Here is a 272-nt window from a genome sequence, read left to right as displayed (position 1 = left end):
CCCTAAAGAACGGGAGAATCGACGTTTCACATGTCGATGATCTTGCTCAATGATATTATTGAGGTGCTTGATTGTACGATGAAAGGTATTTTTGTAAAGACCTATCTCCTTTAATTTTTTGAATGCGGAAGCTAAAGAAGGGGCCTTATCTGTCGTTAGAACCGTTGGTTCTCCAAAAGTTCGAACAAGTCTTTTCATAAAAGCATATGCTGCTTGTGTGTCCCGTTTTTGACGAAGTTGAATATCAAGTGTTTGTCCCTCTTTATCAATTG

Annotated in this window: 1 protein-coding gene; it reads right to left on the bottom strand. The window is 38.6% G+C overall.

What is annotated here, in order from left to right; translation table 11 throughout:
* Positions 1-272: DDE-type integrase/transposase/recombinase (locus LOK41_RS28825; RefSeq protein ID WP_241819481.1), on the bottom strand; the 272-nt coding region annotated here is incomplete at both ends.

Source organism: Bacillus sp. TL12 (assembly GCF_022625245.1).
In the GTDB taxonomy this organism is placed as follows: Bacteria; Bacillota; Bacilli; order Bacillales; family Bacillaceae_G; genus Bacillus_A.
This window is presented reverse-complemented; position numbering and strand designations above follow the sequence as displayed.